This is a genomic window from Thermococcus waiotapuensis, from assembly GCF_055384795.1.
Genome location: NZ_AP042429.1, coordinates 1,744,692 through 1,770,938 on the forward strand (window position 1 = coordinate 1,744,692; position 26,247 = coordinate 1,770,938).

The 26,247-nt window shown below is 53.4% G+C and carries 32 protein-coding genes and 2 pseudogenes; 12 read left to right on the forward strand and 22 right to left on the reverse strand.

Going from position 1 to position 26,247, the window contains the following annotated elements; translation table 11 throughout:
* The first annotated feature begins 41 nt into the window (after nucleotides 1-41).
* Nucleotides 42-488: a hypothetical protein gene (locus ACZ47M_RS09610; protein ID WP_315341455.1), complete on the forward strand. Its 447-nt coding sequence runs from the start codon at nucleotides 42-44 to the stop codon at nucleotides 486-488.
* A 3-nt stretch (nucleotides 489-491) separates the two neighbouring features.
* Here ACZ47M_RS09610 and ACZ47M_RS09615 read toward each other — a convergent pair whose 3' ends face one another.
* Nucleotides 492-1,055, reverse strand: a complete 564-nt coding sequence (locus ACZ47M_RS09615; RefSeq protein WP_315341452.1) for an NADPH-dependent FMN reductase — start codon at nucleotides 1,053-1,055, stop codon at nucleotides 492-494.
* 138 nt (nucleotides 1,056-1,193) lie between these two features.
* Here ACZ47M_RS09615 and ACZ47M_RS09620 point away from each other — a divergent pair, with 138 nt between their 5' ends.
* Nucleotides 1,194-1,763, forward strand: a complete 570-nt coding sequence (locus ACZ47M_RS09620) for a peroxiredoxin (protein WP_315342185.1) — start codon at nucleotides 1,194-1,196, stop codon at nucleotides 1,761-1,763.
* A gap of 34 nt (nucleotides 1,764-1,797) precedes the next feature.
* Here ACZ47M_RS09620 and ACZ47M_RS09625 read toward each other — a convergent pair whose 3' ends face one another.
* The gene (locus tag ACZ47M_RS09625) at nucleotides 1,798-2,757 is read right to left on the reverse strand and encodes an aromatic ring-hydroxylating dioxygenase subunit alpha (protein WP_315341449.1); all 960 of its coding nucleotides are present in this window, start codon (nucleotides 2,755-2,757) and stop codon (nucleotides 1,798-1,800) included.
* 69 nt (nucleotides 2,758-2,826) lie between these two features.
* Nucleotides 2,827-2,943: a hypothetical protein gene (locus ACZ47M_RS09630; protein ID WP_315341447.1), complete on the reverse strand. Its 117-nt coding sequence runs from the start codon at nucleotides 2,941-2,943 to the stop codon at nucleotides 2,827-2,829.
* Nucleotides 2,944-3,141: 198 nt separating this feature from the next.
* Here ACZ47M_RS09630 and ACZ47M_RS09635 point away from each other — a divergent pair, with 198 nt between their 5' ends.
* From ACZ47M_RS09635 to ACZ47M_RS09650, 4 genes and pseudogenes are all read left to right on the forward strand, one after another.
* Nucleotides 3,142-3,534: a CoA-binding protein gene (locus tag ACZ47M_RS09635; RefSeq protein WP_315341445.1), complete on the forward strand. Its 393-nt coding sequence runs from the start codon at nucleotides 3,142-3,144 to the stop codon at nucleotides 3,532-3,534.
* A 2-nt stretch (nucleotides 3,535-3,536) separates the two neighbouring features.
* A complete protein-coding gene (locus ACZ47M_RS09640) occupies nucleotides 3,537-3,911 on the forward strand; it encodes a DUF302 domain-containing protein (protein WP_315341443.1) in 375 nt (124 codons plus the stop codon).
* A gap of 87 nt (nucleotides 3,912-3,998) precedes the next feature.
* On the forward strand, nucleotides 3,999-4,217 hold the full coding sequence (locus ACZ47M_RS09645) for a heavy-metal-associated domain-containing protein (RefSeq protein ID WP_315342182.1): 219 nt from the start codon (nucleotides 3,999-4,001) through the stop codon (nucleotides 4,215-4,217).
* 100 nt (nucleotides 4,218-4,317) lie between these two features.
* Nucleotides 4,318-4,822 (forward strand): annotated as a pseudogene (locus tag ACZ47M_RS09650) (SagB/ThcOx family dehydrogenase).
* 21 nt (nucleotides 4,823-4,843) lie between these two features.
* On the opposite strand, the gene ACZ47M_RS09655 reads toward ACZ47M_RS09650, so the two are convergent.
* On the reverse strand, nucleotides 4,844-4,936 hold the full coding sequence (locus ACZ47M_RS09655; protein ID WP_464883413.1) for a TRASH domain-containing protein: 93 nt from the start codon (nucleotides 4,934-4,936) through the stop codon (nucleotides 4,844-4,846).
* A gap of 13 nt (nucleotides 4,937-4,949) precedes the next feature.
* Nucleotides 4,950-5,093 (reverse strand): magnesium transporter, encoded by a 144-nt coding sequence (locus ACZ47M_RS09660; protein ID WP_315342179.1) that lies wholly within the window; start codon nucleotides 5,091-5,093, stop codon nucleotides 4,950-4,952.
* Between the two features lie 84 nt (nucleotides 5,094-5,177).
* Here ACZ47M_RS09660 and ACZ47M_RS09665 point away from each other — a divergent pair, with 84 nt between their 5' ends.
* Nucleotides 5,178-5,339: a hypothetical protein gene (locus tag ACZ47M_RS09665; RefSeq protein ID WP_315341441.1), complete on the forward strand. Its 162-nt coding sequence runs from the start codon at nucleotides 5,178-5,180 to the stop codon at nucleotides 5,337-5,339.
* A gap of 11 nt (nucleotides 5,340-5,350) precedes the next feature.
* On the opposite strand, the gene ACZ47M_RS09670 is transcribed toward ACZ47M_RS09665, so the two are convergent.
* On the reverse strand, nucleotides 5,351-5,947 hold the full coding sequence (locus ACZ47M_RS09670; RefSeq protein WP_315341438.1) for a TRASH domain-containing protein: 597 nt from the start codon (nucleotides 5,945-5,947) through the stop codon (nucleotides 5,351-5,353).
* 111 nt (nucleotides 5,948-6,058) lie between these two features.
* Between ACZ47M_RS09670 and ACZ47M_RS09675 the strand changes: the two are divergent.
* Nucleotides 6,059-8,454 (forward strand): annotated as a pseudogene (locus ACZ47M_RS09675) (heavy metal translocating P-type ATPase).
* A gap of 178 nt (nucleotides 8,455-8,632) precedes the next feature.
* On the opposite strand, the gene ACZ47M_RS09680 reads toward ACZ47M_RS09675, so the two are convergent.
* The 3 genes from ACZ47M_RS09680 to ACZ47M_RS09690 form a co-directional block, all read right to left on the reverse strand.
* Nucleotides 8,633-8,983 carry an iron-sulfur cluster assembly protein gene (locus tag ACZ47M_RS09680; RefSeq protein WP_315341435.1) on the reverse strand — a complete coding sequence of 117 codons (351 nt, stop codon included), beginning with the start codon at nucleotides 8,981-8,983 and terminating at the stop codon, nucleotides 8,633-8,635.
* 14 nt (nucleotides 8,984-8,997) lie between these two features.
* On the reverse strand, nucleotides 8,998-9,336 hold the full coding sequence (locus ACZ47M_RS09685; protein WP_315341433.1) for an iron-sulfur cluster assembly protein: 339 nt from the start codon (nucleotides 9,334-9,336) through the stop codon (nucleotides 8,998-9,000).
* Nucleotides 9,337-9,420: 84 nt separating this feature from the next.
* The gene (locus tag ACZ47M_RS09690; protein ID WP_315342177.1) at nucleotides 9,421-10,233 is read right to left on the reverse strand and encodes a hypothetical protein; all 813 of its coding nucleotides are present in this window, start codon (nucleotides 10,231-10,233) and stop codon (nucleotides 9,421-9,423) included.
* A 165-nt stretch (nucleotides 10,234-10,398) separates the two neighbouring features.
* Between ACZ47M_RS09690 and ACZ47M_RS09695 the strand changes: the two genes are divergently transcribed.
* The 4 genes from ACZ47M_RS09695 to ACZ47M_RS09710 are packed head-to-tail and all read left to right on the forward strand — an operon-like array spanning nucleotide 10,399 to nucleotide 13,610.
* Complete coding sequence (locus ACZ47M_RS09695) at nucleotides 10,399-11,628, forward strand: V4R domain-containing protein (protein ID WP_315341428.1); 1,230 nt, start codon at nucleotides 10,399-10,401, stop codon at nucleotides 11,626-11,628.
* A gap of 42 nt (nucleotides 11,629-11,670) precedes the next feature.
* A complete protein-coding gene (locus ACZ47M_RS09700; protein ID WP_315342175.1) occupies nucleotides 11,671-12,192 on the forward strand; it encodes a ferritin in 522 nt (173 codons plus the stop codon).
* A gap of 33 nt (nucleotides 12,193-12,225) precedes the next feature.
* The gene (locus tag ACZ47M_RS09705; protein ID WP_315341425.1) at nucleotides 12,226-13,026 is read left to right on the forward strand and encodes an NAD-dependent epimerase/dehydratase family protein; all 801 of its coding nucleotides are present in this window, start codon (nucleotides 12,226-12,228) and stop codon (nucleotides 13,024-13,026) included.
* Nucleotides 13,008-13,610: a class I SAM-dependent methyltransferase gene (locus tag ACZ47M_RS09710; RefSeq protein ID WP_315341422.1), complete on the forward strand. Its 603-nt coding sequence runs from the start codon at nucleotides 13,008-13,010 to the stop codon at nucleotides 13,608-13,610. Before ACZ47M_RS09705 ends, ACZ47M_RS09710 begins: the two co-directional genes overlap by 19 nt.
* Nucleotides 13,611-13,638: 28 nt before the next feature.
* On the opposite strand, the gene ACZ47M_RS09715 is transcribed toward ACZ47M_RS09710, so the two are convergent.
* From ACZ47M_RS09715 to ACZ47M_RS09775, 13 genes are all read right to left on the reverse strand, one after another.
* The gene (locus ACZ47M_RS09715) at nucleotides 13,639-14,280 is read right to left on the reverse strand and encodes an ATP-binding cassette domain-containing protein (protein ID WP_315341418.1); all 642 of its coding nucleotides are present in this window, start codon (nucleotides 14,278-14,280) and stop codon (nucleotides 13,639-13,641) included.
* Nucleotides 14,256-14,987, reverse strand: a complete 732-nt coding sequence (locus ACZ47M_RS09720) for an ABC transporter permease (protein WP_315341415.1) — start codon at nucleotides 14,985-14,987, stop codon at nucleotides 14,256-14,258. Before ACZ47M_RS09720 ends, ACZ47M_RS09715 begins: the two co-directional genes overlap by 25 nt.
* A 2-nt stretch (nucleotides 14,988-14,989) precedes the next feature.
* On the reverse strand, nucleotides 14,990-15,952 hold the full coding sequence (locus ACZ47M_RS09725; RefSeq protein ID WP_315341412.1) for an ABC transporter substrate-binding protein: 963 nt from the start codon (nucleotides 15,950-15,952) through the stop codon (nucleotides 14,990-14,992).
* Nucleotides 15,953-16,858 carry a 4-hydroxybenzoate octaprenyltransferase gene (locus tag ACZ47M_RS09730; protein ID WP_315342174.1) on the reverse strand — a complete coding sequence of 302 codons (906 nt, stop codon included), beginning with the start codon at nucleotides 16,856-16,858 and terminating at the stop codon, nucleotides 15,953-15,955.
* Between the two features lies 1 nt (nucleotide 16,859).
* Nucleotides 16,860-18,305, reverse strand: a complete 1,446-nt coding sequence (locus ACZ47M_RS09735; RefSeq protein WP_315341409.1) for a UbiD family decarboxylase — start codon at nucleotides 18,303-18,305, stop codon at nucleotides 16,860-16,862.
* A gap of 3 nt (nucleotides 18,306-18,308) precedes the next feature.
* A complete protein-coding gene (locus tag ACZ47M_RS09740) occupies nucleotides 18,309-19,079 on the reverse strand; it encodes an ABC transporter ATP-binding protein (RefSeq protein ID WP_315341405.1) in 771 nt (256 codons plus the stop codon).
* A complete protein-coding gene (locus ACZ47M_RS09745; protein ID WP_315341402.1) occupies nucleotides 19,060-19,674 on the reverse strand; it encodes a flavodoxin domain-containing protein in 615 nt (204 codons plus the stop codon). The genes ACZ47M_RS09740 and ACZ47M_RS09745 overlap by 20 nt, the downstream gene beginning before the upstream one ends.
* Complete coding sequence (locus tag ACZ47M_RS09750) at nucleotides 19,671-20,606, reverse strand: FecCD family ABC transporter permease (protein ID WP_315341399.1); 936 nt, start codon at nucleotides 20,604-20,606, stop codon at nucleotides 19,671-19,673. Before ACZ47M_RS09750 ends, ACZ47M_RS09745 begins: the two co-directional genes overlap by 4 nt.
* Nucleotides 20,607-20,895: 289 nt before the next feature.
* Nucleotides 20,896-21,957 carry an ABC transporter substrate-binding protein gene (locus ACZ47M_RS09755; RefSeq protein WP_315341396.1) on the reverse strand — a complete coding sequence of 354 codons (1,062 nt, stop codon included), beginning with the start codon at nucleotides 21,955-21,957 and terminating at the stop codon, nucleotides 20,896-20,898.
* Nucleotides 21,958-21,967: 10 nt separating this feature from the next.
* Complete coding sequence (locus ACZ47M_RS09760; RefSeq protein WP_315341394.1) at nucleotides 21,968-23,173, reverse strand: TIGR04053 family radical SAM/SPASM domain-containing protein; 1,206 nt, start codon at nucleotides 23,171-23,173, stop codon at nucleotides 21,968-21,970.
* Between the two features lie 98 nt (nucleotides 23,174-23,271).
* Nucleotides 23,272-24,267, reverse strand: coding sequence for a cytochrome d ubiquinol oxidase subunit II (gene cydB / locus ACZ47M_RS09765; protein WP_315341391.1), 996 nt, complete (start codon nucleotides 24,265-24,267; stop codon nucleotides 23,272-23,274).
* Entirely contained in the window at nucleotides 24,267-25,790 is a 1,524-nt protein-coding gene (locus ACZ47M_RS09770) for a cytochrome ubiquinol oxidase subunit I (RefSeq protein WP_315341388.1), read from the reverse strand. Before ACZ47M_RS09770 ends, cydB begins: the two co-directional genes overlap by 1 nt.
* A 114-nt stretch (nucleotides 25,791-25,904) precedes the next feature.
* Nucleotides 25,905-26,114: a hypothetical protein gene (locus ACZ47M_RS09775; RefSeq protein WP_315342172.1), complete on the reverse strand. Its 210-nt coding sequence runs from the start codon at nucleotides 26,112-26,114 to the stop codon at nucleotides 25,905-25,907.
* Nucleotides 26,115-26,247 lie beyond the last annotated feature (133 nt).

The window sequence follows — 26,247 nt, forward strand, 5'->3', positions numbered from 1 at the left end:
AGGGAGAAGCCAAATTCAGCGGTCTGGCCGCCCTTGGAGTAATGCTGATATTCACCGGCACGGCCTACTACGCACTCACAAAGAGGAGGCTCTTCATCGAGCACAGAAAGGGGGAACCGGGGATAGTTGTGAGGCCCGAAAGGCCCTACATTACCGTTTTTGGCCCGGTTTATCCGATGACGATACACCACGCCTTCACTGTAGTGGGGACCCTGCTGGCCCTGGCTCACTTCGCGACGTGCACCGACTACTCAACTCCCTACGGCAAAGCCGGACTCGGAATGGCCATAACCTTAATCCTCCTGAACATCAGCGGCTTCTACGGGAGGTACATCCACACAAAGATCGAAAAGGCCGCGAGGGAAAAGGAAAGCAGGGCTCTTAAGCAGCTCGTGAGGGTCATGAGACGGTGGAAGGTTCTCCATGTGATCCTCGCGGCAGTTTTCCTCCTGTTGCTTGGAATCCACCTCGCCACGATGGGTGACTGAGGTTTAGGGGTGCCCGTTCACCCCAAGCTTTTCCCTAACCTCTTCCCTTATCGGCCTTAGTGCCCTTGCGTACTTCTCGAGGGTCCCGAAAAGCCGTTCAACCCTCTCTTTGTATTTCTCGTCCTTAAGCTCCTCGCCCTCAAAGATATCGTCAACGTTGTAGAAGAGCACCTGCCCAACGGGGAACATGTGGTAGTTGAGCATGGCCGTTTTCAGCTCCATCAGGAGCCTCGTCCCACCTGTGACGACCGAAACAGTGGCTATTCCAACGGGCAAAGCCTCGTACTCGTCGTAAATCGTGTCGAGGAGTATCTTGAGCTCTCCCGGATAGCTCCCGTTGTACTCGGGCGCAACTATGACGAGGGCATCGGCCTCAATGATTTTTGCCCGGTATCTCTCCATCTCGGGCGTTACCTTCCAGCGGTGGGTGTAGCAGAGGAGGTAGTCCTTCACGTCTATCAGCTCCGCCTCCCAGCCAAGTTCGGTCGCCTTTCTGAGGAGATACCTTGCCACCTTCTCGCTCTTCCTCCCTTCTCTTGCCGTCCCGAGAATTATCTTAACCTTCATACAACCACCTGAGAGGGTTCGTTCCAGGGGTTATTTAACTTTCCCTTCCAAATCGGAAAGCGCAGGACTTCGAAACTTCCCATTTTGTTAGAGGAACCTTTTTAAATTAGGAATACCTAATATCAAGCGGTGATGCGAATGGTGAAGGTTGGAGAAACCGTTCCGGACTTTGAGGCAACTGCCTACTTCCCCGAGAAGGACGAGATAGGGAAGCTGAGGTTCTCTGACTACAGAGGAAAATGGGTCGTCTTAGCGTTCTATCCGGCCGATTTCACCTTCGTCTGCCCGACGGAGCTTGAGGAGCTCGCTGCCCATTACGAGGAGTTCAAAAAGGAAGGGGCGGAGATAATAAGCGTCTCAACCGATACTGCCTACGTCCACAAGGCCTGGCACGACACTTCCCCGGGAATAAGGAAAATCAAGTACCCGATGCTCGCCGATCCAGCGGGAAAGGTGAGCAGGCTCTTCGGCACTTACATCGAGGACGAGGGACTCTCCTGGAGGGCCACCTTCATAATAGACCCCGACGGAAAGGTCGTCCACATGGAGATGCACGACTTAAGCATAGGCAGGAGCGCCAGGGAGATACTCAGAAGGCTCAGGGCCTCGAAGTACGTCCGGGAGAACCCGGGCAAGGTCTGCCCCGCGAGCTGGGAGCCAGGCAGGGAGGCCCTTGAGGTCAGCCTTGACCTCGTGGGGAAGCTCTGACTCCTCTATTTTTCAAAGGTTTCCCGGCCTTCCCTCAGCCGAACAAAAATTCCACGAGTTTTTTCTCCCCATAAAGTCTTTTGCGGAATTCCATGATTGGAAGATCGCCCTGGACGAGGCTGTCCTTCCTTATGTCCCCCTCCTGCGTCTCGACGACGCGTCTGTCCTGATGCAGAACAACCTTATTGAACTGCATTCCAAGCTTTGCGATTAACCGATCCAAAGGCCTTATTCCAGTGGCCTTAATGTAGAACCGCAGGTAAATCATTGTTTTTTCCTTGGTCACGGGCACGAAGAACGCTACAACCCTCACTTTTTCTGAGATGTGGTTTTGCCACACGTTGGGGAATATAAACTCAAGGTAGACCCTCGATTCGAGACCCTCGAGCTCCTCGGGCTTTTTGGCGATCTGTCCTCTATCGACTTCGTTGAAAACGTAAAAGACGAAGCTGTCCCCATCGATCCACTTCACAACTGGACCGTTGACGAGGGTTCTGTTTCCCCTGCCTATCGTAGTCCTGTGGACGAAGGGAAGGTGCATGACGTCGAGCTGGTTTTCCACAGCCCTCGGAAACGGGACGTTCCAGGTTTCCCGTATCTCCGCGCAGGCGAACTTTTCGTCTATGTCCTCAAAGAACCTTGGCTCACCCCTCGGTTCTCCATCTCCGAACCACATCCATATCATGCCAGCTTTTTCAACCACATTATAGGCTTTAACCGAAAACCGCTCAGGGACTCTGTAGCTTCTCCCGAGGGCGGGAATAAGCTTTACTCTGCCGTCCCCATCGTATTCAAAGCCATGGAAGGGGCACTGGAGTCTGCCGTTTATGACCTTGCCTGCAGAAAGTCTAGCCCTCCTGTGGACGCAGAAGTCCTCGATTGCGTTTACCTTTCCGTTTTCATCTCTCCACAGGACTATGTTCCTCCCAAACCTCACAACGCCAACGGGCCTGTCCTTTCTGACCTCTTTCGATGAGAGTATCGCGAACCACATGTTTTCCCCGCCTCCCAGCGGTCAGGCCGAATTTCGGACAACACCCCGAGCCTCCAAATTGCCATCACCTCAAGGTTGCAATGTTCCCGCGTAAACCTGCCAGACGAGTATGCTCTTTGAAGTGAGGCTCAGCAGTATGTAGACCTTCTCTCCTTTATAATGTTGGCGGCTCCCTAAAATGGGCAACTGCCGTGAGGAGAGGGAACGGGGCTATCAGATACGCCAGCCGGAGGTTCTCCGTTACCTTCGCCGGACTGCGGCTTGCCCCATCAAACTTCAGAGAGTTCTTCGCGGTGCCCTATGGGATTTCAGCGTACATTTTTATACAGTTTTGCCCAGAAACGTATAAAAAGGGTGTGCGCGATTCAGGGGCGGTGAGAAGAGATGGACGTGAAAAATTTTAGAAGGATAGCGCTCGTTGGGGCAAGCCCGAACCCGACCAAGTACGGGAACATAATCCTCAATGACCTCCTGAAGAAGGGCTTTGAAGTCTTTCCAGTCAATCCAAACTACGAGGAAATTGAAGGCGTAAAGTGCTACAGGAGCGTCAGGGAGCTTCCGGGGGACGTTGACGTCATAGTCTTCGTCGTCCCGCCAAAAGTAGGGCTTGAAGTTGCAAAAGAGGCCGTTGAAGCAGGCTTCAAAAAGCTCTGGTTCCAGCCGGGGGCTGAGAGCGAGGAAATAAGAGAGTTCCTTGAAAGAGCTGGCGTTGAATACAGCATTGGGAAGTGCATAATGGTTGAAACAAGCGATAAGAAGCTGTTCCTGGAGGTGTGAGGGTGTTCTACTATGTGAGAAAGTTTGAGGAAGACCTTGACTTCCTCTGGGAGCGCTTTAAGAAGAAGCTTGAGGAGGAGGGCTTTCTCCTGATCGGGGAGCGCGTTCCCGTGGCCATTGTGGAGCGGAAAGACGGGGTAATAGCGGACTATCACCTCCTCTTCATCTGCGACAGGGAGCTCGTGGCAGAGCTGGTCAGAATAGACTCCAACATAGGCGCCCTTCTCCCCTGCACTGGCTTCGGCTACCGTAGGGAGGACGGGAACTACCTCGGGGTTACCCTGCCGAGTGTAGCATGGAGAATAGCCGGAGAAGAGGTAGTCAGGCTCGTGAGGCCCATGGAGGAAAGACTTGTCAAGATTATAAACTCCCTATGATTTCCAATTTTTCAGGCTTTTTTCTGCGGGTTTTCCATTCCGGGAAGGATAAGCCCCATAAGCTTTCCCTCCGAGTTCCGAGTGGTGATGTTAATGACGAAGGCTGTTTTGAAGATACCCAACATGAGCTGCAGGCACTGCGTTATGAGGATTGAGAATGCCATAAGGAGTGCTGGCGCAGAGGGGAAAGCTGACCTAGAGACTAAAACGGCCGTGGTGGAGTTCGACCCCGGAAAGGTCCGCCTGGAGGAGATAATAAAAGCTATCGAAAGGTACGGCTACGAGGTAAAGCTGGCTGAACACTGATTGAACGGAAGCGGAAACCCCACTATTTTCGCTTTTCCCTGGGCCCAGAACAGGGGGCAACCTTTATGTGAAAAAACGCTCACTAATTTTAGGTGATGGTATGGAGGTCAAACTGCCCGGGCCGAGGACTCAAGGTGAAATGAGCCTCGAGGAAGCAATACACAGGAGAAAGAGCATAAGGAGATATAGGGCGGAACCGCTGACCGTTGAAGAGCTTTCCCATGGTGTTGGGCAATGTGGAAGGCCTTAGGCCGGGTCTCTACCACTACGATGGGAGGAATCACACCCTAAGGCTTATTCGCGAAGGGGACATGAGAAAGGAACTCGCAAGCGCATGCCTTGGACAGGGGCACGTTGAGGTAGCCCCCATCAACATCGTAATAGTGGCCCACTACGAAAGGACGACGAGCAGGTACGGGCAGAGGGGGATAAGGTACGTCCACATTGATGCGGGGCATATGGGGCAGAACATTTATCTCCAGGCGACGGCTTTAGGCCTTGGAACCGTTGCCGTTGGCGCTTTCAGGGACGAGGAGGTCAAGAGAATAATCGGCGTTGAAGGAGAACCTCTCTACATCTTCCCAGTTGGAAGACCTGCAGAGTAAAAGCAGTGGTTTAGAAATAGATTAGAAGTTCCCAAAACTAAATCGCAGTGCGAGCCTGTAGAGTATCGGCTCGTTGGTAATCTCTTTCCCGCAGCAGTCGCAAATAAAGAGGATACCGTATTTTTCATCAACTCACCATCAGACGGGCCACCAGAACCACGAAGAGCGTCGATAATATGTCCGCCAGCGTCGTTATCGTTGGCACCGTTACATTGTCCGGGTCAGGTCCGAGCCTGTCTCCGAGTATCGCGGCGAAGTAGGCAACCCACATTGCCACGAAGACGGGGAGCGGGTAGAGGAGAATGAACGGCAGGACTATTCCAACGGTTTGTTAAAAAGAAACCGGACGATGCCGATGCCTATGAAGTTTCCAATGAGGGCCAGCGAGGACTCCACGGAAATCCATGAGGAAATGGAGGCCGAGATGGAGGAGCACATGGGTATTGACTGGGAAGAAATGAAGGAGATGCATGAGGTCTGCGAGAGATACATGGGAATTGAAGAAAGAGAAGAGTGACCGGCTCCCCCTCAGTGGTGCCCTTCGTGGGCGTTTTCTTCTTCCTTTGGCTTGAACTTTTCTATGCTTTCCCTGGCTTTTTTGAACTCCCTCAGGCAGGTCGGACAGCAGAAGAAATACACCTTGTTGCGGTACCTGTACACCAGGGGTTCCCCAACGAGCTCCTTCCCGCAGTAGTCGCACTTGAAGGTCACCTTGACCTTTGGCGGGTTCTCCCTCTCCACGCTCTCCAGGATGGGCATTATCTCGATGACCTCGAAACCGGCTCCCTCGATGACCTTTTTGAGCTCCTCCATGCCCTCAACGGCTATCTTTATTAGGTACTTCCTGCTCGTGAAGCGGTTTATCTCGATTATCTCCTCGAACTCGTTCATCTTCTCTGGCTCATCCGTCTCCACGATGAGCGCGACGACGTTGTGCGCCCTTAGGAGCTCGGGGTTGAGCTTTACGGTGTAGCCCTGGATTATTCCTTCTTTCTCAAGCCTCTCAAGCCTCGCCCGAACGGTAGGCCTGCTCACCCCGAGCCTTTCAGCCAGTTCCGAGATACTGAGCCTTGAGTCCTCTATTAAAAGGTAGATAAGCTTCAGGTCAAGTTCGTCAATCTTCACGCCTATACCCCTAACTCGGTTCCAAACTATAAAAATTTTCTGGCTCTGCTTTCCAGATTGGAAAAAATAACCCCATTAAGGCCGGCAACGTAGTAATCAACGGGTGAAAAAATGGAGATCACCCTCAAGGTCAGCGGCATGACCTGTGCGATGTGCGTTAAAACCATAGAGAGGGCCCTCAGGGAGCTTCCGGGTGTTAAAGACGCCAGGGCAAACATAGAAACAGAAACTGTCCTTGTAAACTTCGACGAGTCGAAAGTTAGTCTGAACCAGATCATTAAGGCCATAGAAAACGCCGGCTACACCGTGGTGCGCGAGAGGAAAGAAGCGGTACTTAAAATCGGAGGAATGACGTGCGCCATGTGCGCCAGAACTATAGAGACCGGGCTCAAAGGGCTTCCCGGCGTTCTCAACGCGAGCGTGAATCTGGGAACCGAGAGGGCCATGGTGAGCTACGACCCGAGCGTGGTCAATACCGATTCGGAAAGGTTATTGAAAGTCTGGGCTACCGGTTCATCGGCGTGGAGGGAGAAGAAACACACGACATCGAGGGAGAACTGAGGGAAAAAACCCTGAGGGAGATGAAGAGGAAGCTGGCCGTCGCGTGGAGTATAGGGATAGCGCTCTTCGCCTCGATGCAGGCCAGTCGCTTCGGGCTTGAGATGCCTCATTTAATGCCGCTCCAGTTCGTTCTGGCGACGCTTGCCATAGCCTACGCCGGCAGGGGCATATTCGGGAAGGCCCTCTCCTCGCTCAGGCATAGGACTCTGACGATGGAGGTCATGTACTCCCTCGGGATAGGCTCGGCTTACTTCGCGAGCGTTTTGGCAGCTGCCGGAATAATTCCCACGGAGTTCAACTTCTACGAGGCGAGCGTTCTGCTAATGGCCTTTCTGCTCCTCGGGAGGTACCTCGAAACGGGGGCCAAAGGAAGAACGAGTGAAGCAATAAAGAAGCTGATGGGCCTTCAGGCAAAGAGGGCCACCGTGCTAAGGGACGGGAGGGAAGTCGTGGTACCACTAAGCGAGGTCAGGGTGGGGGATGTAGTTATAGTGAAGCCCGGGGAGAGGATTCCGGTAGACGGCATCGTTCTCGAGGGGGAGAGCTACGTTGACGAGTCCATGATAACGGGCGAGTCGATGCCCAGCATCAAGCGAAAGGGTGACGAGGTCATAGGAGGGACGATAAACGAAAACTCCGTCCTTAAAATCGAGGCGAAGCGCGTGGGTAGGGACACGGTTCTTGCTCAGATAATAAGGCTCGTGGAGGAGGCCCAGAACACGAAGCCGCCGATACAAAGATTAGCAGACAAAATCGTGGTCTACTTCATACCCGCGGTTCTCACCATAGCGCTCCTCTCCTTTGCCTACTGGTACTTTGTGGCGGGTAAACCTCTCCTCTTCGCGTTCACTACATTACTCAGCGTTCTGGTTATAGCGTGCCCCTGCGCCTTTGGGCTTGCTACTCCAACAGCCTTAACGGTCGGCATGGGAAAGGGGGCCGAGATGGGTATACTCATTAAAAACGGCGAAGTGCTCGAGATAGCGAGGAAGGCAACGGTGGTGCTCTTCGACAAGACAGGGACGCTCACAAAGGGAAAGCCGGAGGTTACGGACGTTATAGCCTTCGGAATGGGCGAGGAAGAGCTTTTAAAGCTGGTTGCCTCTGCAGAGAGACGCTCCGAGCACCCGCTCGGTGAGGCGGTGGTGAGGAAGGCTGGGGAACTCGGCCTTGAGCTTTGGGAGCCCGAGGGGTTTGAGGCGATAACGGGGAAGGGCGTTAGAGCAGTGGTCAGCGGGAGGAAGGTCTTAGCGGGCAACAGGAAGCTCATGGTCGAGAGCGGCCTAAACCTTGACGAAGTCGAGGAAACTCTGAAAAAGCTTGAGAACGAGGCGAAGACGGCCGTAATAGTTGCCGTGGACGGGAAAATAACCGGAGTCCTCGGCATAGCGGACACGATAAAGGAAGGCGCCAGAGAGGCCATCGAGGAGCTCAGGAGGATGGGCAAGAAGGTGGGCATGATAACCGGGGACAACAGGAGAACGGCCGAGGCTATAGGAAGGGCCCTCGGCGTTGATTACGTCCTCGCGGAGGTTATGCCCGGCGAGAAAGCCAGCGAAGTGAAAAAGCTCCAGGAAAAAGGGGAGATAGTGATATTCGTTGGGGATGGCCTAAACGACGCGCCAGCCCTGGCCCGGGCCGACATAGGCATAGCCATCGGAAACGCGACTGACATAGCGATGGAGAGCGGCGACATAGTTCTCATGAGGAACGACCCGCTCGATGTTGTGAAGGCCATAAAGCTCAGCCAGAAGACCCTCGGCAAAATAAAGCAGAACATCTTCTGGGCGATGTTTTACAACGCTGTTCTCATACCCTTCGCGGCGGGATTGGCCTTTGTCCTCTTCGGGATAGAGTTCAGGCCGGAGTGGGCCGCCGGGGCGATGAGCATGAGCAGCGTGAGCGTCGTTACAAACTCGCTCCTGCTCAAAAGGGCCAAAATCTAAGCCCTCTGTTCTTATTTCGCGGAGGTGAATAGAAAGCTTTACGTCCCTACTATCGTCTATCTGAAAGACGGCAGAGGGTAGCGAGGCAGAACCTGATTAAGCTTAAGGCTGTGTAGCCACGCAGTCTATTGATGCCCTTCCAACCCTGCCAGGACTAACTCCCCTTGCACCAGAAAGTTCATCCCTCGGCCAGAAGCAGACCCAGCTCGTTGTAGGCCCTGATTTTCTCAAATCCCGCGCTCTTGAGGGCTGAGATAACATCCCTCAGAATCCGATTTTGGACGTTTATGGCCAGCATCTGGCAAAAGTGACACTCCGGCGTTGAGCGGGCCATGAGGAAGAACACGTCAACGTTCTTCCCCTCAACGGTGAGGCCGTAGAGAAGACCCTCATCAACGATATTAAGGCCCGTTTCCGGGTCCTTAACGCTCCTGAGAACCTCAACGACGCTTTGAACCTCTGGAGGAAGCCTCTTTCCAGTGGCCTCATTCCGGGATCCGCGGGATTTAAAAAGGCCAAACAAACCCATCCAAACCACCTTTCTCAGATCTCTGGCTTATACTTTTTGTTCTCAAAGACCCCAACGATGTTGTTGCCAAGGTCGTAGACGTAAACGTTCTGGAACTTCACGAGGGCAAAGCGCTCCATTATGTCGCCGATTATCTTCGAGTAGGCAATAGCGCTCTCGCCGATCAGGTTATACTCCGCGTGGCTCTCAAAGCGGAGCCATACCTTGAGGGTCTCCCCGTTCACCTCGAGGCCGGCTATAACACCGGAGTCGAGAACGTCTCCCCCAGTGACTGGGTCGGTTATGGTCTTCAGCTGCTCTATCACTTCCATATATTCATCGGGCCACTCACGGTCCGGGCTGTAGATCTTCATCCTTTCACCAATAGAAGTTGGAATGCACCTTTATAACCCTTCCTGGGCAGAGTTGTGGAATAAAAGAACCAAGGCCGAAGGCATTCAGAAGGCGCCGGTTCCCAGGCCGCAGATGTTTGCGAAGGGGCAGATGGAGCAGTCCTCGGTGTAGGCCCTGAGGTAAGGCTCGCCCTTGATGGATTTCGTTATTTCCTTTGCCTTTTCCATCGCCTCGTCTTCTCCCTCTAGGACGAGGGTCACGCTCCCCTCGGCTCCGCCCGCTCCCCCAGCGGCTATCGGAATCGCCTCAACCCCTGCGAGTATCCTGTAAGCTTCAACCTCGGTCACAGGGTGGGCGTGGGGTATCGGCACGAGGGCCGCGTAAAGTCCCGTCCCCCAATCGAAGGAGTAAATGCCGGTCAGTTTCGCGCTCTCCCCCACCGGGGTCGGCACGAACTTCTCAAGGCTTACAGGAGTTATCGTGAATACCCCTTTCGTTATCGTCCAGCCGAAGGTTTTGCCTATCGTCCCACCGTCTGGAGCAGCTGCAAAGACGGCCACGTTCCAGTTGATGTCTATGGCGTTGGCCCCCTTGATGAACACGTCCTTAGGCCCCATCCGCCTGAGCGCCTCGGAGGGGTCATCGAAGGGCTCACCTTTGTAGAGGACGAGGTGCTTCGGCCAGGTGGCCTTCGGCGTGACGCAGGTTCTGCCCTTGCTTATAACTCCTACAGTCCACTTCTCCTTCTCTATCTTTTCTCCGAGAAGCTCTTCAGCTACATACGCGGCCGTTGTTCCCGTGGCAACGTAAACGAAGCCGTGCTTGAGGGCATACTGCACCTCGGGCATGGCCGCAACGGCTTTCGCTATGAGGCGCTTGCTTTCAGGTGGAGTAAGGGTCACGAGCGCCCTTTTCATGGGAATCACCGTGTTAAAATTTGCGTCGAAATTTATTAAACCTTCCCCAAAAAGTTCCATCGTCCATGATGAGAATAGCCACGTGGGCAATCGTAAACTATTGTATCAGAACCGCAACCGGACATTTCAAAAAGGTTTAAATGCCCGGAGGTTTATCAACCGGGGGTGAGAGGGTTGCTGTCAACGGGCATGGGGAGACTCGACGATGTCCTGGGGGGAGGGATCCGGGAGGGGCTCAACGTCGCTCTCATAGGCTCCTTTGATGAGGACAACCTTCTCCTGATGCACCAGATGGCTTGCAACATACTCAGGAGCGGCCACCGCGTTCTCCTTGCTGAGTTCCGGCAGGCCCCGAATGTTCTCAAGGAGTGGCTGTCCCACTACGGGATTAAATATGAGAACTACATTGAAAACGGCCGCTTGAAGATCCTGGATGGGTTTACAAACCTCTACTCCTCTCAGCCTGTGCGGGGAGAAGGCATAATACCCAACCCGCGCGACCTCGGGATAACCGTGGGGATAATCCGGGATGAGCTTGCCTCAGGCAACTACGAAGTTCTCGTCATCGATGACCTGACCATTCTCTACGCCCTCCAGTCCGATAAGGACGCGTATACCAGGGTGGTAATAAGGTTCATCAACTCAATAAAGGAACTCGGGGGCCAGGTTTTCGCGGGTATAAACTCCGAGGTTACCGAGAAGGAGGACCTCGCGAAGCTCCTCCTTCCCTTTGAGTACGTCATAGAGGTGGCAAACGGTCAGATAAAGCCCCTCAGGTCATACTACTCTCCAAGGGTCCCGGCAGGGCGTATCCCTTACAGAAAGACAGAGAAGGGCCTGGAGGACCTACGGGAGAGTTATTACTCCCTCCAGGATCTCAAGAACAGCCTGCATCTGGATGAAAAAGGCAACCTGTGGATGGGAAGCGAGAGGGTTCAGATAATCGGCGAGGAAGGCGAAGCGTCCCTCGTTGAGTTCGCCTACCACTACCTTGGCCCGGAGGAGGGGAAAAAGTTCCTCTACCTCTGGGGGCGCTACGAGTTCCGCGGCATGGGGAGGGCTTATAAAAACATGTACGATTCCCTAAGGACTGCCCTTGAGGACCTCGCCTCTTCAACCGAGGTCTCCGGCGGCGGTAAATTGGAGAGAGTTGAGCTGGAAGATGACCTGATAGTTCTGAGGGGTAGGAACCTTTTTCCGCGCATGAGGGGGTTTAAGTACCCGGCACACATAAACTACGCCGGTGAAATCGCCCAGCTCCTGGAGGAGTACACCGGGGAGAAATGGGAGGGGGATGAAACTCGCTGTCAGGCGATGGGGCACAGCTACTGCGAGTTCGTGTTCAGAAAGAAAGTCCCCCGACCAAAGGCCGCGAACCGATGGTTTGACAGATAAACTTATAATGTTCGAAAACGAGAAAAGCGTGAGGTGATGTTAGTGCTGAGTGAGAAAATGCTGAAGGCCCTGAATGAACAGCTCAACAAGGAGCTCTTCTCGGCCTACTTCTACTTTGGCTTGGCCGCCTACTTCAGGGACAAAAGCCTCGAGGGTTTCGCCAGCTGGATGGAGGCACAAGCGGAGGAAGAACTCGGCCACGCGCTTAGAATATACGATTACATCTTCGACCGCGGCGGTAAGGTCGAACTTGAGAGGATAGAAAAGCCAAAGCAGACCTTTGAAAGCCCACTCAAGGCCTTCGAGGCGGTCTACCTCCACGAGGTCGGCGTTACCCAATCAATATTCAAGCTCGTTGACCTTGCACGGGAGGAGAACGACCACGCGACCCATAACTTCCTCCAGTGGTTCGTGAAAGAGCAGGTCGAGGAGGAGGCAAGCACCAAAGCCATCCTCGACAAGCTCAAGATAATCGGCGACAGTCCCCAGGGAACCTTCATGCTCGACAGAGAACTCAAAGCAAGAAGCGCACAGCTCAGAACCATGCTGAGCAAGAAGGCATGATCTTTTTCCTATTTGGTGTTTGGAGGTTTTTCCATGAAGGTTCTTCTCCTCGGTGGGAGCGGTTTCATAGGTGGTTACGTTCTCGGGGAGCTTCTCCAGAGGGAGCACGAGGTAGTTGTCCCGACGAGGAGGGACTTAAAGTACGATATTAGAACAATTAAAGTGTCAGGACTGCCAGAGGATTATGCCCGGCTCGTGGAAGAACTAGACCCCGACGTCGTCATAAACCTCGTTGGAGTTCTAAAAGGCGATTATTCCGTCCACTATGAAATCCCCCGCGCCCTCTCAGATGCCATCAAAGGGACGGACATTAGACTAGTCCATATGAGTGCCCTCGGGGCTGATGAGAACTCCCCCATCGAATACTTCAGGAGCAAGGCCCTCGGTGAGCGGGAAGTTAGAAAGCTCGGGGACTACGCGATAGTCAGGCCCTCCCTCGTCCTCGGCCCCGGACAGAGGCTTTTCAAAGAGGTTCTCCGCTGGAGGGTCTTTCCAAAGTTAAAAACACCCGTCCAGCCAGTTGATGTTCGAGATTTGGCGAAACTCCTCGCTGATCTTGCCGAGAAAAATGGGAGGGACGAACTGAACGTCTGCGGAGCAAAGGTGATCCCGCTCGGTCAGCTCGTGAGGCTTGTTGTTAATAAAGCTGGAAAGCGGATTTTCCTTATTCCCCTGCCCGAGTCCCTCTTAAAGGCTGCTGGAAAGCTCGATAACTCCCTTCTAATGGCTTTAACCCCTAACGTCTGCCCGGAAAAAGGCGTTGTCTTTGGAAGACCTCTTGAGGAGTCCATAGCCTTCGCCGCGGAGGGTCTGCGGTGGGCTACGACCCGGTGAGCTACGTCTACGAGCCGATAAACACGATCCTCGAAGTGCCGACGGGGATAAGAAAAGCCAGAAGGGAGCTTGTGAGCCTGGCTGAGGGGAAAGTTCTTGAGCTAGGCGTTGGGACCGGATTAAACTTGCCCTTTTACAGGCAGGGAGTTGAAGTTACGGGCGTTGACATCAGCGAGAAGATGCTCGAAAAGGCCAGAAAAAAGAGGAGTAAAGCCGCAGTAAAGCTCGTCAAATCAGATGCCCGCCTCCTCCCCTTTCCAGATGAGAGCTTTGATACAGCCGTTTCCACCTTCTTCCTCTGCGTCGTTCCTGAAAAAGAGAAGGTTTTAAGCGAAGTAAGGCGGGTACTAAAGCCGAACGGAGTCCTGCTATCAATGGAGTGCTCTCTACCGAGAAATCCAATCTTCAGGGCTCTTTTAAGTGGGTTAAGCACTCTGACGAGTAAAATAACTGGAACCGACTTCAGGACTGACGTCACCGGACTTTTGAAGGACAACGGCTTCAGAGTCCTTGAAGAAAAGAGCCTCGTGAACGGTGCAGTTAAGGTAGTGGTCGCCAGACTTCCCCCGAAACTCTCCCTTTGACGAACCCGTTATGGTCTCAGGCACGCTATCAAACAGCCCCTTTGCCAAGCTCCTCTTTACGCAGGACTTTCGTGACTATCGCCGGCCTCCCGTTCAGGACGTAAACCCTGTGGGCGACCCTGAACAGCTCTTCGAGCTGGTGCGACACTATAAGAACGGCTTTTCCAGATTCAGCGAGCTCCTCGATAATTGAGAGGAGGGTGTCCTTTGACTCGGTGTCAAGGCCAGTAAGAGGCTCATCGAGGATCAAAACGTCGAAGTCAAAAAGCAGGGCCCTCGCTATCGCCGCCTTCCTCCTCGTTCCACCGCTGACTTCCTTAGGGTACTTGTCCAGGAACCTGTCTATCATTAGCCTTTTAGCGATGGGAAGCGAGTCGCAGTCCCCTCCCCTGAACCTGAGGCCGAGACAAAGGTTATCGCGGAGCCTTTTCCAGGGGAGGAGATAGTCCTCCTGGTAGACGAGGGAAAGCTTTCCCCTCACTAAGGCCTCGCCCGAATCGGGCCTTTCAACTCCAGCCAAGATCTTCACGAGCGTGCTCTTCCCCGTTCCGTTTGGCCCGACTATGCCAACTACTTCGCCACGGTTAGCTTCAAGGGTTATTCCCCCGAGTATCTTCTCGCCGCTGAAAGATTTCTCTAAGTTTCTCACCAGTACCAGCGCCTCACCCATTCCTCAAGCCTCCTCAGTAAGAGCTGGTCGATAGTAACCATAAGGACAACCAGGAGCAATGCCCACGCAAAAACCCCGGCTTTAACTCCGAGGTCGTAGGAGTAAATCAGCTGGTAGCCTATCCCCCCAGCGGAACCGAAGGCTTCAGCAACGACACTTATCCTTAAAGCGATGCCGATGGCCACCCTGCTCGCGGAGACCATTTCGGGCAGTGTTCCGGGGGCTATAAAGTGCCAGTAGAGCTGGGGCTTGGAAGGTTTAAGGAGAACTATCAGAGGGCGGTACCTCTCTATCAGATTCTCACTTGAGCTTATGCCCGCCGAAAGGAGTGCTGGAAAGGCCGCCATTGCCGTGACGAGAATAGGTGCTATCGAGCTTGTAACGCCGAAGATCATTATGAAAATTATCGTCCACACCAGAACGGAAACGCTCTGGATGAAGATGTTGAGCGAGTTCAAAAAGGCCCTAAACTCCTTCGAGTAAAGGGCGAGCAGTATTAAGCCCCAAGTCAATCCAAAAGCGACTATAAACCCCCAAAGGCTGTGATAGAGCGTCAGGAGGAGGGATTCGAGAACTAAATCGTAGCCTGCTTTCGGATAGAAGGCAAGGGTCTCACCTATTCCTGGGATGAGCATAGGGTATAGCCGGGCTAAGGCCATCCATGAGGCCAGTGCAAAAAGGAAGAGGTAAAGCCAGCCACGCCTCATCTTCAGCCCTCGTAGAAGATATCTAAGCCAGACGGGTCCTTCTCAAGGTAGCCGCCGAGGTAGGCAAGTTCCCACTCTGACTTTATGCCGGTTATCAGTTCACCGTCAAGCTTTCCCTCGTTGACAAACGTTCTTGTGTAGAGAATTTCAATGGTCTTTTCGTCGAGGTGGTAGAGGTTCCTGAGTATTGCCTTCGTCTCGTCAGGGTTGGCCTTCCAGTAGCGGGCGCTATCGAGCTGGGCCCTTATGAAGGCATCGACGAGGTTCTTGTGCTCCTTTAAGAAGTCCCCCCTGACCACCCAGACAAGCATGACTGGTGAACCGTTGACCAGGCCCCTGGCCCTCGCCTCGTCCCAGAGGTCCGAGAAAGTCGCTATGACGGTGTAGTTCTTTGCCATAAGCTGGCTCGCTAATGGCTCCCAGACGACGACTGCATCAACGTCCCTCAGCGAGTCCTCCATCGAGCCGAGGGGGACGTTGACGACGGTGTAGTCGTTGGGAGTTAGGTTGTAGAGGACTTTCATGTACGCCTGGAAGAGCTTGAAGGTGCCAGAAGCAACCACCGCCCCTATCTTTCTGCCCTTAAGTTCCTCCGGTTTCATCTTTTCCTTTCCGACTATCACCTGGTTCTGGAACATGTCAACGGAGATTATTTTGATGTCAACGCCGCTCTGTGCTAAGTTCGCCGCCATTTCGGCCGGAATAACCGCTAAGTCGGTTTCCCCGTTGTTGAGGGCCGCCACGATGTCAGGGGTCTTACCGAGACGCTGAACCTCCACGTGGAAGCCGTTCTTCTCGTCGAGTCCTTTTGCCCCCATCACGTCGAGCGTGCTTATCCCCCCGAGCAGTGTGGCGGCCCTGACGGTGGGCAGTTCGCCAGAGGCCTTTTCTCCGGAGTTCGAGCCTATACACCCTGCGGTTAAGACCATCAATCCGAGGATGAACAGCACCGGTACCTTTTTCATTCAACCACCCCCGAGCTTTAACAGGGCATCAACTATGGCCGAGAGGGTCAGTACCAGCCCTATGGGGATGTTGAGGTTGAAAGCCTTCGGAACGTTCTCAAGGCCCTTCCTCGAGAGGTAGTTTTCGTAGAGGATTAAAAAGCTCCCGACGGCCCAGCCGAGCTGATAAACCCCCCCGAGGCCGTAGAGGGGGCCTGCAAGGCCAAAGAGTGCTATCGCAATGAGGTGAAATGTTAAAGCGATGTCAAGGCCCCTCTTTATCCCGAACCGTGCAGGAATGCTCCCAACGCCATGCTTCACGTCGAACTCGTAGTCCATGAGGGCGTATATCGTATCAAATCCGGCGACCCAGAAGAGCACTCCGAAGAAGAAGGCCCATGGGACATTCTCAAGGAGAACCAAAAGGTTGGCCTCGTCGCCTCCCGATGCAATCGTCCCTCCTGTCACGGCCATCGCCAGGGTTAAACCGAGGTGCAGATGCGGAAAGCTGTGCTTCCTCTTTCCCTGGGGATAGCTGAGGGCCAGAATCCAGGGAATCGGACTGAGCAAAGCTGTCCAGAAGTTCAACAAAACGGCCGAGACGAAGTAAAGGACCGAACCAACGACGACGAGCCACCACGCGTCGCTGATTTTTACCGTCCCTTTGATCAGGGGCCTGTTCCACGTTCTCGGGTTCAGGCTGTCTATGTCTATGTCAGCTATGTTGTTGTAGGCTAAAGCGGCGGTCCTCAACCCGAGGAGGGCGAGGCTCATGAGGATTATCTCAGCCAAAGTAACTTGGAAACCGCTGAGGAGCGCTCCAACGTAAGCGTAAGGCAGGCTAAAGAGGGTGTGCTCTATCCTGACGAGCCTCATGAGGGCGTGAAACCTGTTGGCTTTACTGACTTCACCCGGGTCAAAGACCATCTCAACCACCGAGGTACTTTTTGAAAAGGCCCTCAAGCTTCTTAAGGACTTCGGGGTCTTCCTTCACCTCCTCCACGGTCCTGCCGTTCATCTCCAGCGGGAGCTTCCTCGTGGCGTCTATGCCGAGCTTGCTCCCGAGGGGCGGGTTCGGAACGGCTGGGTCGAGGGCATCTGTGTGGGCGTTCGGGATTATCAAAACGTCCCTCTCTGGGTTGACGAAGGAAGCGAGGGCCCAGATTACCTGGTTTACGTCGTGGACGTTTATATCTTCGCTGACGACTATTATAACCTTTGTCAGCGCCATCTGGCCCGTTCCCCAGAGGGCGTTGAGAACCTTTTTACCCTGGCCAGGATAGCGCTTCTTTATCGATACTATGGCAACACCCTGAAAGACGCCGTGTTCGGGAAAATTAACGTCAACAACCTCCGGGAGAATCATCTTCATCAGGGGGAGAAAGATCCTCTCAATGGCCTTTCCGATGACTGCATCCTCAAGCGGCGGCTTCCCTACTACTGAGCCATAGTAAATCGGGTCATCGCGGTAATACAGGCGTTCGGCGTGAAAAACCGGGTAAAGCTCGTTCCTCTCGCTTGGCCTGTCGTAAAAGCCGAAGTGGTCCCCAAAGGGCCCCTCTTCGCCCAGCTCGTTCACGCCAACGTAGCCCTCTATGACGGCCTCAGCGTTCGCCGGAACAAGGATACCACTGGGGAGACGATAGAGCTCCAAACCGGAACCCCTCACGAAGCCAGCAAAGAGGAGCTTGTCCATCGGATAGGGGACGGGAGAGACGGCTGTCAAAAGCGTTCCTATGTCAGAGCCTATGGCTATTGCCACCGGCATCTTGCCCTCGTTTCTCTCAAAGTAATCCCCCCAGGCCTGGCTCCCGCGCTTGTGTATCTGCCAGTGAATTACCCCGGTAAAGCCATCGAGGAGCATAACGCGGTAAACACCGATGGAGTTCACCCCCCTCGGGTCGGAGAAGCAGACAAGGGGATATGTGAGGTAACGGGAGGCGTCTTTTGGCCATGTTTTGAAAGCCGGGATGAAGTTCAACGGCTCGTCTTCCACAACGTTCTTCGTGAACTCCGCTCTCCTGACAACCTTTGGGAGGTAGGAACTCATCTCCTTGAGCTTTCCAAGGGAAGAGATCTTCTCGGAAAGGCCGAGAGGGAGGCTCTCCAAAAGCCTGAGCGGCCTCTCGCCTATCTCTTCAAGCCTCTCAACGCCCAAGGCCTCCCTGACTGTTTCAACCCTTGTGAAGAGGTTTCCAGCAACCCTCCACTCTGGATAGCCCTTAACCCTCTCAAAGAGAACGGCCCCCTTCTTCCCATACATGGCCTTCCTCAGAAAGGCCGGGATTTCCAGCTCTGGCGAAAGCTGCTCTTCAACGCGAATGAGCTCGCCCCTTCTTTCAAGCCACTCAAGGTAATCTCTCATGTCCTCCATCGTTCACACCTCTAACTTCGGCCTTAAAACGGTTTCACCGGAGCAGTCAACGAGCCTGAGCTCTATTCCGTAGACCTCACTTAAAAGCTCCCCATCAAATACCTCGTCTGGCTTCCCTTGAGTGACTATCTTTCCGTCTTTCATTAGAACGAGCCTGTCGGAGAAGAGGTATGCCAGATTGGGGTCGTGTATGACTAAAAGAACACCAACGCCTCCCCTTGCTAGTTTCTTAACAGTCTGGAGGACGAGAACGGAGTTTTTCAGATCAAGTTCGCTCGTCGGCTCGTCGAGGAGGAGGTACTTTGGAGAGGTCATCAATGCCCTGGCAGTTAAGAGGAGCCTCATTTGGCCGCCGCTGAGAGAGGTGTAAGGCCTTTCGGCGTAGTTCTCAAGGCCAAACGTCCTGAGCAGTTCCCAGGCTTTTCTCCGATGTTTTTCGCCAGGAGCGCCAAAGGGCCCCAACTCAGGCGTTGCACCAAGGAGGACGAAGTCCAGGACCTTAAATGGAAACGTTGGAACGTGGTTCTGGGGAACGAAGCCGAGAATTTTTGCCCTTTCTCCGGGGGAAAGCCCGAGGACATCTCTTCCCTCCACCAAAACCCTTCCTTTCTCAGGCCTTATGAGGCCGTATATGAGTTTGAGGAGGGTGCTCTTTCCTGCCCCGTTGGGGCCGATTATCGAGGCTATTTCACCTTTCTTGACTTCGAGGTTCACGTCCTTAATTTCAAAGTCACCGAAGGAATAGCTAACGCCCTCAACCAATAAGTCGCTCAAGTTCCCTCACCTTCCCCATAAACTCAAAGTCTTTGGCCTTTTCAACCTCTCCACGCTTGAAGTGCTTCCCAAACCACTCATAGTAGAGTAGAGTCCTCCTCACGAAGGCTTCTACGTCCTTCTCACTGAAGAGGCTCTTCTTCTCCAGCTTTTCTCCAAGAACCGCATAAAAGCGTCTCATCTTCATCCTGTCCTCATCGCTCATCTTCTCCGGATCTATCTCGCCCCCAATGAGCGTCCCGTAGAATGGTGGAACCTCAAAGGCATCCAACAGTGACTGGGCATAGGCTATGCCACCGTGGAGCTTCCCCATAAAGGCCGAGCCCGCTAAATGCATCGCAACCAAGAAGAACACTTTAGGAACCTCTTCAAGCTCCCCCCTGTGCCTTTTAATCCATTCCATCAAACCCCAGTGCGGACCGTCACGGTAAACTGGGGCGCCCATGATTACGAGGTCGTAGCCACTGGGCGAAGGATCCTCCTCTACCCGTGAAACATCAACCTTATGTCCTCTGTCCTCAAAGAGCATTTTGACCAGTTCCGAGGCCCTTTCGGTCATTCCATAACGAGTCGTGTAAACGATTAGAATCCTCAACTCCATCCACCTCCGGTCTTTCTCAAAAGGTAGCCGAAGAAGGGAACGCCAACGAGAGTCGTTATTATTCCAACCGGAACATCTCCAGGGAGAAGCCTGACCACAAAATCCGCCAAAACCATCATAGTGATTCCGATTGAAATCGTCGCAGGGATTAGCTTTGAGTGTTCCGGGCCGACGAGCATTCTGGCTATGTGAGGAACGATCAACCCGAGCCAACCGATTATTCCCGTGAATGAAACTACCAGTGCCGTCATCAAAGCAGAGATGAAGACAAAAATTCCCCTCCAGAGGTGAACGTTTAGGCCTAAAAGCTCAGCCTCATCCCCCAAACTCATCGCGTTGAGGTTCCAGCGGAGGAGGAAGAGGATTAGTGCCAAGATGAGTACACCTGGGAGCGAGTATGTAACCATCTCCCAGCTGGCACCGGATAAACTACCCATCAGCCAAACTACCAAAGCCGATAAGCTCTCGCTCGGAAGGAGGAGCTCAAGGAGCGAAAGCAGAGCCGAGAAGAAGGCAGTAACGATTATTCCAGCAAGGATGAGGGAGACCGTTGAAACCTTACCGTTTATCCTTGCCATCCAGTAGGCGAGAGAAACTGCTAGGAGGCTGAATAGGAGTGCCAAAGGCGCAATTCCGGCGAAAGGCAAAAAGGTAACAGCTACAGCCGCCCCGAGGGCAACTCCCGAGGAGACGCCGAGGATGTAGGTGTCAACGAGGGGGTTCCTGAAAACCGCCTGCAGGATCATCCCACCTAAAGAGAGTGCTATTCCCGCTGAGACTCCCATAAGAGCCCTCGGCAGTCGGATGTCCCAGATTATTCTAACGGCCCCTTCTGTAAGGTGGAACGGATTGGTAGGATAGCTCCCAATGAAGATATCTAAGAGTATCGCAAGTAAAGGAAGGATCGCCAGGGCAAACTTTTTCATCTTTCAACACCTCCGAGATCATAAAGCTCTTTTGCCGGGTCTTTCCAGTCCGGGAAGTGTCTTCCGTGCACGAGCCTTCCTATCTCGTAGGTCCTGAATCAAGAATGAACCAAGGTATAAAGTTTTCCTGTCAAGGGTGTCCCAAGCCTCTCACCGCCGCCCAGGACGCTCGTCAGGGAGATGCTCTTCATTGACAAGGCTCTTCTCCTTGAAATCGGGGATAAGCTTAGGTCTTATTCTTTCATGGACGCCCCTCTATCACCTTCACCATGGTTCTACCCAAAAAGGGTCAGGAGAGGAAGGGATAGAACCTCTCCACGAACTCTTTCGCCTTGCCTTCCCAGTCCGGGTAGTAGTCAGGATAAATCACCTTTCCTAGGATCCAGACTCCAACGGCCATCCTTGGGCTCCAAATGAGGAAGCTATCTTTGCCCTTATCGGCCCTTAGAACAAATACGTTGCCTTCCCCAACGGCCTTTATGAGCTTCCAGGAGTCGTCGTTCAGCATCTCATTCTTAAGCTCTTCAACCTTTTCGTAGGGCGTAACTGAATCCGTGAGAAGGATTACAACATCGGCGTCTTTGTAGTCAGCGATTATCTTCTCCTTGTCCATTGGCACCCTAACTGGAGTGTAACCGGTGAAAGTGAGGTTCACAAGGTAGTCTGCTCCAACAACGCTAACGGCCTGAGCTAAGACGTCGTTGCCGTTGACGAGATAGTATTTGCCCATTATCGGCTCTATCATAATGACTTTCTTTCTGTCCTCGCTCGGTATCTTCGAGGTAATCGCCTTTACTCTGCTCACCTGCTCGTTGAAGTAGTCCTCGAAGGCTTGGGCCTCCTTCTCCTTTCCAAAAATCTTCCCGAGCAGCTCAATCGCTTTCGTCACGTCCTCAAGGTTGTCCTCGCGGAGCATTATCACAGGGATGTTATAACTTGCCGACCTGTTGAGGAACTCGTCTACATCGTAGAACTTCTTCAGGTAGAAGTTAACGATGAGGTCAGGGTTCAAAGCTAAGACCTTTTCCCAGTCATTCACGTTGAGCATCTTGCCGACTACTGTCTTGTTCTTCAGCCCAGGACTGAGAAAAACGTCATCCTTCGCTTCCTCCGGGATTCCAACGACCTGGTCGCTCGCGTTGAGGAGCTGGACTATTTCAAGAACCGAAGTTGACATTATCACTGCCCTCTGAACCGGAACCCTAACCGTCACGTTCCTACCCGCGAAGTCCTCAACGGTTATCTCCTTTGGGGTCGTTGTCTTCTCCGAGGTGTTCGAGCTTCCCATACAGCCGGCACCTAAAACTGAAACCAACAGGACTCCGACGACTAAAGCGGCCTCCCATTTCATCCCTACCACCTCATACTGGGTTTTGTTTCCCAAAAACCCCGATTGGGAGATTCAGGTTGAGATTTTCAGCCAGCTTGAGGTAGGAGCCAGGCTCATAGGGGCAGGCCTGGTCCTCGGCGAGCGGGTCTATATGGTAAGCGTAGGCCCGTGCCCTGCTCCCACCACATACCTCCTTAAACTCGCAGACTCCGCATCTTCCCCCGAACTCAGCCGAGCGAAGCTTTTTCATAAGCTCACTTTCCCTGTAAATCTCGACGAGGCTCTTTTCTCTCACGTTCCCGACGCTGTAAGGCAGGAAACCGCTAGGGAAGACGTCGCCATTGTAGGCAATGAAGACTATTCCCCTTCCATCGCGCGTCCCAATTGTTTGAGCCCTCTCTTCTCCACCCTCCCCAAGCAATTCAACAAGCTTTCTCTTGAGCCTGAGGTAGAGTTCCCCTGACTTTAGAACTTCGTCCGGGTTAATTCCTTTCTCCTCAATGGCCTTCCTCATTATCGCCACGCGCCTGAACATAGGCCCCTCCGTCGTTCTGACGAGAAGGTGCTTTGAAGCCTCGTAGAGAAAGTGAGTAACGTCTTCCCACTCCTCCGGCCTTAAGTCGCTCTCGAAGTTCCCCCTACCAGTTGGAACGAGGTAGAAAACCTCCCATACCTCAACGCCAAGGTCTTTTAGGAGCTTCACCATCTCGGGAAGGCCTTCAACGGTTTCGCGCATGACAACGGTATTTACCTGGACTGCCACGTTTCTCTTTAGGAACTCCTTTATCGCCCAGACGGTTCTTTCCCACGTTCCCTCGATACCTCTAATCGCGTCGTGAACCTCTGGAAACGGGCTGTCAAGGCTTATGCTGACTGCTTTAACGCCGTGCTCGACGATTTTATCTATCGCTTCCTCGGTGAGGAGGGGAGTTACCGCTGGAGCCAAACCAACGCGGATGCCCTTTTCAACGGCGTATTCTATTAGCTCAAAGATGTCCTTTCTCATGAGCGGGTCTCCACCCGTAAGGATCAGGATAGGATATGGCCTTCCGAACTCAGTTAGAGAATCTATGAGCCCCTTCCCTTCCTCTGTAGTCAATTCTCCTAGAAGGGCCTGAAAAATAGCCTCGGCGCGGCAGTGTTTGCACTTGAGCTGGCAGGCCTTCGTGGTTTCCCAGAAAACGAGGAAGGGCTTTTCATCATAGGGCCATGAGCTCGTAGATTTTTCCCGGGACATTTCGACCACCGTCCCTTAGGTTACCAAAACAAACCCAGACTTACCGAATTATAAACTTTTTGCTTAAAGTTCGAAATTCAAAAGTAAAGAAAGGGAACTCAGTAGTAGCCCTCCGCCTCGGTAACCTTCCCGCCGAACATTCTGTAGACGTAGAGGGTGTAGGCCATGATTATCACCGCAAGCACCACCGAAACGCCGAGAACGGCCTGGAGGGTCAGCGGCGATGCTGCCAGGTCGTGTATGCTGAGCTTGAAGTCCGGGTCGGTTGTGGAGATGACCCAGTAGGGGTACATGGTGTAGTAGACGAGGTAGACCACCAGCGGGAACGCTAACCAGCTGATGTAGAAGCTGAGCTTTTCTGAGCCCTTTTTGATGAGGTATCCGTCGAGCAGTCCCGCGGCGAGGATTATCAGCGTCAGTCCAAGGCCGAGCGGTGTCAGAGCTCTCTCGAACCTTGAGGGCGCCCAGACCTTCATGCCGACCACCGTGAGCAGGAGGAAGACCACCGTGAGGACCCAGAAGTTGAAGGCGTGCTTCTTCATCTGCTCCTGGATCTTCCCAGTTGTCCTGTAGACCGCCCAGTTCGCCCCATGCCAGGTCACGGCAAAGAGCACGAAGAGGCCCACTATGAGCGGGTAGGGTCTGAAGAGTGTCAGCAGTGAGCCGTGGAAGCCGTTTGCATCCAGCGGGATTCCCATAACCAGGTTGCCGACGATAACGCCTATGACGAGCGGTATCAGGGCGCTGACGAGGGCGAAGAGCTTATCCCAGAGGGCCTTGTTCCTGTTCCTGAACTCGAAGCCAACGGCTCTGAAGATGAACAGGAACGCCAAGAGCCAGACCCCGAGGTAGAAGGTGCTGAAAAGCGTCGCATAGAGCGCTGGCCACATCGCGAAGAGTCCAGCACCCCAGGTGATGAACCAGACCTCGTTGCCGTCCCAGACCGGGGCGATCGTGTTTAGGAGCACATCCCTGTCCTTCTGGTCCCTGATGAAGGCCAACAGTGTCCCCATTCCGAGGTCAAACCCGTCAAAGGCAAGGTACATCCCAAGGAGGAAGGCTGAAAAGTAAAACCAGGCAGTCGCGTAGTCCATCACTGACCACCCCCAGCGGCGCTTAAAGCTGGAGCGGGAACTGAGGTAGCGTCGCCCTCAACGGGCTCGGGGCCCTCAATGACGAGCTTCTTGACGAAGTGGAGCCAGATGTAGAATAATATGCTGTAGACCACGACGAAGCCGATGAGGGTTATCAACACGCTGGTCGCTGAAATGTTTTGTGAAACGCCTGTGTTGACTGTGACCATGCCCCAGACCATCCAGGGCTGCCTTCCGATTTCGTGGGTGAACCAGCCTGACTCGCTGGCAAGCCACGGGAGCGGCAAAGTAACCAGGAGCACCCTGAGGAACCATCTTGTGTCGTAGAGCTTGCCAAGGAGTAAGAGAAGAACTCCGACAAGGCCTATAAGGATGAAGAGCACCCCAAGACCAACCATGACGCGGTATGCGTAGAACATGAAGGCAACCGGCAGGGCGTCCTCAAGAACCCTGACCATCTTCTCGTTGGCCTGTGGGTCGTTCGGATCAACGCCATGGGCCCTCATTATCTGCTCAACTACCTCCTTCCTGACGTTATCGTCGGCATAATTCGGGTTGTTAAGAACCTGCTGGTACCAGACGTATTCAGCGGCATCGTGAAGTCCCAGAACCTTCGCATTCCAGTCCCCAAAAGCCAGCCAGCTCAATAACTTGGGAATCCCTACGGCAGCCTTGACCTCCTGGTTCTTCTCGTCAACTATCCCAAAGACGAGCATTGGGGCGCCGCTTTCAGTCCTGTAGAGGCCCTCGTCGGCCGCTAACTTGGTCGGCTGGTACTCGGCTATGACCCTACCCTGCTCGTGACCCGTGGGGTAGAGCTGGATTATCGAGCTTATAGCAAGGACGACTATTCCTATAGCGAGAGCTGAGCGCGCTACCTGGACGTGCCTCTTCTTGAGGAGGTAATAGGCCCCAACCGCGGTGACGATGTAGGCACCGGTTATTATCGCGGAGTTTATGGTATGGGTGTACTGGCTGACTAAGAGGGGGTTGAAAACCGCCTTCATGAAGTCTGTGAGTTCAGCCCTCGGGCCGAGGGGGGTGTCCTTGATTATGTAAGCGCTTGGAACCTGCTGCCAGCTGTTGGCTATGAGGATCCACAGGCCGGAGAGGCTTGAACCAATGAAGACGAAGAAGGATGAAATCCAGCTTATGACCCTCGGGAGCCGGTCCATGCCGAAGAGAAGGACGCCGATAAAGGTCGACTCAAGGGCGAAGGCGAAGAGACCTTCAAGCATAAGCGGCGGCCCGAAGATAGAGCCTACGAACGTTGAGTAGTTTGCCCAGTTCGCCCCGAACTCGAACTCCATGACGATTCCCGAAGGAACGCCCAGCACGAAAAACACCCCGAGCCACTTGCTGAAGAACTTTGCCGCCTTGTGCCACTGCTCCTCATTGGTTATCGCAGCCATAGTCCACAGCAGGAACACCATGAAGGCCAGTCCTATGCTTCCGGGCACAAAAATCCAGTGGTAGGCCGCCGTCAAGGCAAACTGTATCCTCGAAAGCAACACCGGGTCCATCCCGTTTCACCTCCGGGTTTGTTCTCCAAATTTAGGATATCGAAGTCTAAACTTATAACGTTTTCGGACATCTCAAAAGAGTTCATCGTCAAAAAACGAAAGATTCTGCCGAAACTAACTTTTTGATTTTGGCTTCGCGAAGAAGCCCTTCCCGTGGACTTCGGCCTCGTAGAGAATGAACCCCAAACTAAAGAGCATCCCTACCACAATCCATACAACGTTGTGCAGCAGGAATGCCAGCAACACGAATAGCAGTGTTAACGCTATGGCCGCCAGCCCATAGAGCACTTCCGCCCCGGTTTCAGCATTCACGGCCATGGGCATCACCAGAATACAACTTTGGATTTTGTTCTTAAAAGCCTTTTGTGTTTTAAGTGTTTCAAACCTAAAAGGTGCGATAATAGAAAGGGTTATATATCTCAAAAGTCTAAATCAGTGGAACGAACCTATCGGGAGG